This window comes from Treponema endosymbiont of Eucomonympha sp. (assembly GCF_001028545.1).
In genome coordinates, this window is sequence record NZ_BBPW01000073.1 from 1 (window position 1) to 3,849 (window position 3,849).

A 3,849-nucleotide genomic window follows, 5' to 3' on the forward strand; every position below is an offset into this window, starting at 1 on the left:
TTTATATACATTTTGGTTTTTTTTTTACTGATGCGGCGCCCACCGAGACCTACCCTCTTTCCCTACACGTCGCTTTTCCGAGCTGTCCGGCGGCGGCGGCTCTGCGGAAGCTGGCGGAGGCAGCCCGGCGGGACGGCGTTGCGCTTGCGGCAAGCTCGGCGTACCGCTCGTATGAATATCAGAAGGAAGTGTATGCGCGGAACGTGCAGCAGTCGGGGCAGGAAACCGCCGACCGCGAATCGGCGCGTCCGGGGCAGAGCCAGCACCAGCTCGGCACGGCGGTCGATTTCGGCTCGATTTCCGACGATTTTGCCGGAACGAAAGCCGGCAGGTGGCTTGCCGCACACGCCGGGGAATACGGCTGGTCGCTCTCGTTCCCCGACGGCTATGAAGACGCGACCGGCTACCGGGGGGAATGCTGGCACTATCGGTATATCGGCGTTGAAGCGGCGCGGTTTCAGCAAAAATGGTTCTCCGGCATTCAGCAGTTCATGCTGGAGTTTATCCGCGAATGGAAAACACAAAGCTGATACGGGTCTTTACCGCGCCCGTGCGTTTGCGGCGTGACCGAAACCGTCCCCGCGCAACAGCAGCGCCTGTTTGCAGGCGAGTCGCTGCTCGACCAAGCGACAGACATTACACCCGAAAAGGCGTCAGCACTCGCGTATACGTGCAGATACTGCACGGCAGTATGGTCGGGTGTTCACGCCGCATATTGCCGATTTACAGAATGTATCGTGATAAATCCTGATCTTCTATAATGCTCTTAAGCCTGTCGTCCACATAGTTTTCGGTAATCTCAATAGTCTCTCCCGCGTGTTCGTCAGCCTCGAAGGACAGGTCTTCCAGCACCGCCTCCATGACGGTGTGGAGGCGCCGCGCTCCGATATTCTCCGACCGTGCGTTTACGTCCGCCGCAAGGAAGCTCATGCGGTCAATAGCCGCGTCGGTAAAATCGATAGTTACGGTTTCGGTGGAAAGCAGCGCCTTGTATTGCTTCGTGAGCGCGTTCTTCGGCTCAAGCAGAATGCGGCGGAACTCCTTCGCGTGGAGCGAATCAAGCTCAACCCGAAGCGGGAACCGTCCCTGCAATTCGGGTATCAGGTCGGACGGTTTAGCCATATTGAACGCCCCCGCCGCGATAAACAGAATATGTGTCGTGTCGATAACGCCATACTTGGTGTTCACCGTAGAGCCTTCCACAATGGGCAGAATGTCGCGCTGCACGCCTTCGCGGGATACGTCCTGTCCGCCGCGCTCGCCTTTCACCGCGATTTTGTCTATTTCGTCGATAAAGATTATGCCCATTTGCTCGACGCGGCGTTTTGCGTCGTCGGAAACTTTATCCGGGTCGATCATGCGGTTAAGCTGCTCTTCAAGCAGAATGTCCCGCGCTTCGGCAATTGTTACCGTCTTTTTTTTGGTGCGCCCGCCCATAATCATTGAGGTCATGCTCTGTATCGTCGCCTCAAAGTCTTCCATATTCCCGCCTGCAAAAAATTCCATTTGCTGCGGCATACTGTGCTGCCTCTGAATGGTAATTTCTATCGTTCGAGACTCTAGCTTGCTCTCGCGAAGCATTGTGCGGAACTTTTCGCGGGTTGATTTTGTTTCGGCGCCTGAATCTGCCGGTGCTTCGGTTTTGCCTGCGTCTCCGGCGGAAGCATATTCGCTGTTGTTATCCGCCGCCGCATTCTTTCCGTTTGGCGATATGACGGGCAGCGGGGGCGCAGCTTTTTTGTGCTTTTTGCTTTTTTCGCTTCCGGGGAGCAAAATATTGAGCAATTCATTCTCTACGCGGATCTCCGCGGTCTTCCGCAGCCCCTCTTTCATCTCGGTTTTGACCATATTGAACGCAATCGCCGCAAGATCGCGCACCATTGATTCCACGTCGCGCCCCACATAGCCGACTTCGGTGTATTTTGTCGCCTCTATCTTCAGAAACGGCGCGTTGCAGAGTTTGGCAAGCCGTCGGGCGATTTCGGTCTTGCCTACGCCTGTGGGACCAATCATCAGAATATTTTTCGGTGCAATCTCGTCTCGAATGTCCTCCGGCAATTTAATCCGCCGCGAGCGGTTTCGGAGCGCAATAGCTACCGCCTTTTTCGCCTTATGCTGACCGATGATATACAAATCAAGCTGTTCCACAATCTGCTTCGGCGTCAGCTCCGACGCAGGATTCGCCTGATTCTGAGCGGGTACATTTTTGTTCAACTCCGTGTTGTCCACGATTATAACTCCTCTACCATAATGCGCTCGTTCGTATAAATGCAGATTTCGCTCGCAATTTTCAGGCTTTTCTCCGCGATTTCGCGCGCGCACAAATCCGACGACTCAAGATACGCCAGCGCCGCAGCGTAAGCATAATTTCCTCCCGACCCAATGGCTATCACGTCCCGTTCCGGCTCAATCACGTCGCCCGTTCCTGATATGAGCAGGATTTTTTCGGCGTCTGCCACCAAAAGCAGCGCCTGAAGCTGTCGGAGCACTTTATCGGTGCGCCACTGTTTGGCAAGCTCTACCGCCGCACGGGTCAGGTCGCCGTTGAATTCCTTGATTTTCCCTTCGAACTTGTCGAACAAGTTGAATGCGTCCGCCGTCGCTCCCGCAAAACCGGTGAGTATCTTGCCCTCGTACAGACGGCGCACCTTGCGGGCGTTGCCTTTCATCACCGTTTCGCCCATAGTTACTTGCCCGTCGCCCGCCATAGCGACTTTTCCGTTTCGCTTTACCGCGATGACGGTTGTGCTTCGTATCTGTGCCTTCGGTCTGTCAACCGTCATGAAGTCCTCCGTGAGGGTGCGCTTTCTGATAGACTTTCATCAAATGTTCCCGTGAAATATGCGTGTAACGCTGTGTCGTCGAAACGCTGGTGTGTCCCAAAAGTTCCTGCACGATGCGAACGTCCGCGCCGCCCGACAGCATTGCCGTGGCGAATGTATGCCGAAAGGCGTGCGGCGATACGTGCCGCCGCGTGCCTTCAGCCCCCGAATATCGCGCCACAATGTACCGAATCCCCCGCGACGTAAGCCCCGTGCCCTTCTGGTTGATAAACACCTCGGCGACCGACTTTTCCGCCATAATGCGTAGTTTTCGCTCGCAGAGATAGGCGCGGAGCGCGTCCGCCGCGTCGTCGGCAAAGAACACCTCTCGTTCTTTGTTCCCCTTGCCCCGCACGATCGCTGAGCGGCAGTCTTCGGCAAGGTCTCTCATAGCAAGCGAGGCAAGCTCGGAAACACGGCAGCCGGACGAGTAAAGCGCCTCGAACAGCGCCTTGTCGCGCGACGTCCACAGTAATTCCGTATGTTCCGGCTCTGCGCAAAGCGCGTCTACTTCCGACTGCGTCATAAAAGCGGGGAGGGTTTTCGGCTGTTTCATCGTTTTGATTTCTTCCGCAGGATTTTGCCCAATATACTCGAAACGGCGGCAATAGGCAAACAGCACGCGGACGGCGGATATGTAGCGGTTTATGCTGGCGGGGGCGTATTTGTCGCGGGAAAGCGCGGCGATAGAATGCCGAAGATCTTGCGGCGTGATAGCGGATAGCACGGCGTCTTTGCCGAGCGACTCGGCAAGTTTCGCAAGATCGTTCCGGTAGCCGACAACCGAATTATCGGACAAACCGCGTATGCTCGACTGGTATATCAAAAAGTCTTCTATCGTTTCTTCAAGCGTTTTATGTTCCAATACAGTTCCTCAAGGCGTACCGCTCGTGTAATCTGCTTTTAGCCAATGCTTGCTCTTATTTTCGAGATCAGCGGTAAAACACTGTTTTAGCGTACAGGCTTCACCGACAGACGGCGGCGATTCAAAGTTCGTCTGACCGCGTTATGTGCACCTCTTCAAAAC

The 3,849-nt window shown here is 55.2% G+C and carries 4 protein-coding genes; 1 reads left to right on the forward strand and 3 read right to left on the reverse strand.

The window, feature by feature from the left end; translation table 11 throughout:
* Positions 1-530, forward strand: a 530-nt coding sequence (locus tag AWU74_RS04200; RefSeq protein ID WP_162504789.1) for a M15 family metallopeptidase, incomplete at its 5' end; no start/stop codon positions are given.
* A gap of 193 nt (positions 531-723) precedes the next feature.
* Here AWU74_RS04200 and hslU read toward each other — a convergent pair.
* The 3 genes from hslU to AWU74_RS04215 are packed head-to-tail and all read right to left on the reverse strand — an operon-like array spanning position 724 to position 3,687.
* Positions 724-2,214 (reverse strand): ATP-dependent protease ATPase subunit HslU, encoded by a 1,491-nt coding sequence (gene hslU, locus AWU74_RS04205; protein WP_059370123.1) that lies wholly within the window; start codon positions 2,212-2,214, stop codon positions 724-726.
* 17 nt (positions 2,215-2,231) lie between these two features.
* Positions 2,232-2,783: an ATP-dependent protease subunit HslV gene (hslV, locus tag AWU74_RS04210; protein WP_059370464.1), complete on the reverse strand. Its 552-nt coding sequence runs from the start codon at positions 2,781-2,783 to the stop codon at positions 2,232-2,234.
* Entirely contained in the window at positions 2,773-3,687 is a 915-nt protein-coding gene (locus AWU74_RS04215; protein ID WP_062327957.1) for a tyrosine-type recombinase/integrase, read from the reverse strand. Before AWU74_RS04215 ends, hslV begins: the two co-directional genes overlap by 11 nt.
* Between the last annotated feature and the right edge of the window lie 162 nt (positions 3,688-3,849).

Excerpts from the sequence above, each read along its gene's own strand:
- hslV (WP_059370464.1), bottom strand. The coding sequence starts at position 2,783 with ATGACGGTTGACAGACCGAAGGCACAGATACGAAGCACAACCGTCATC.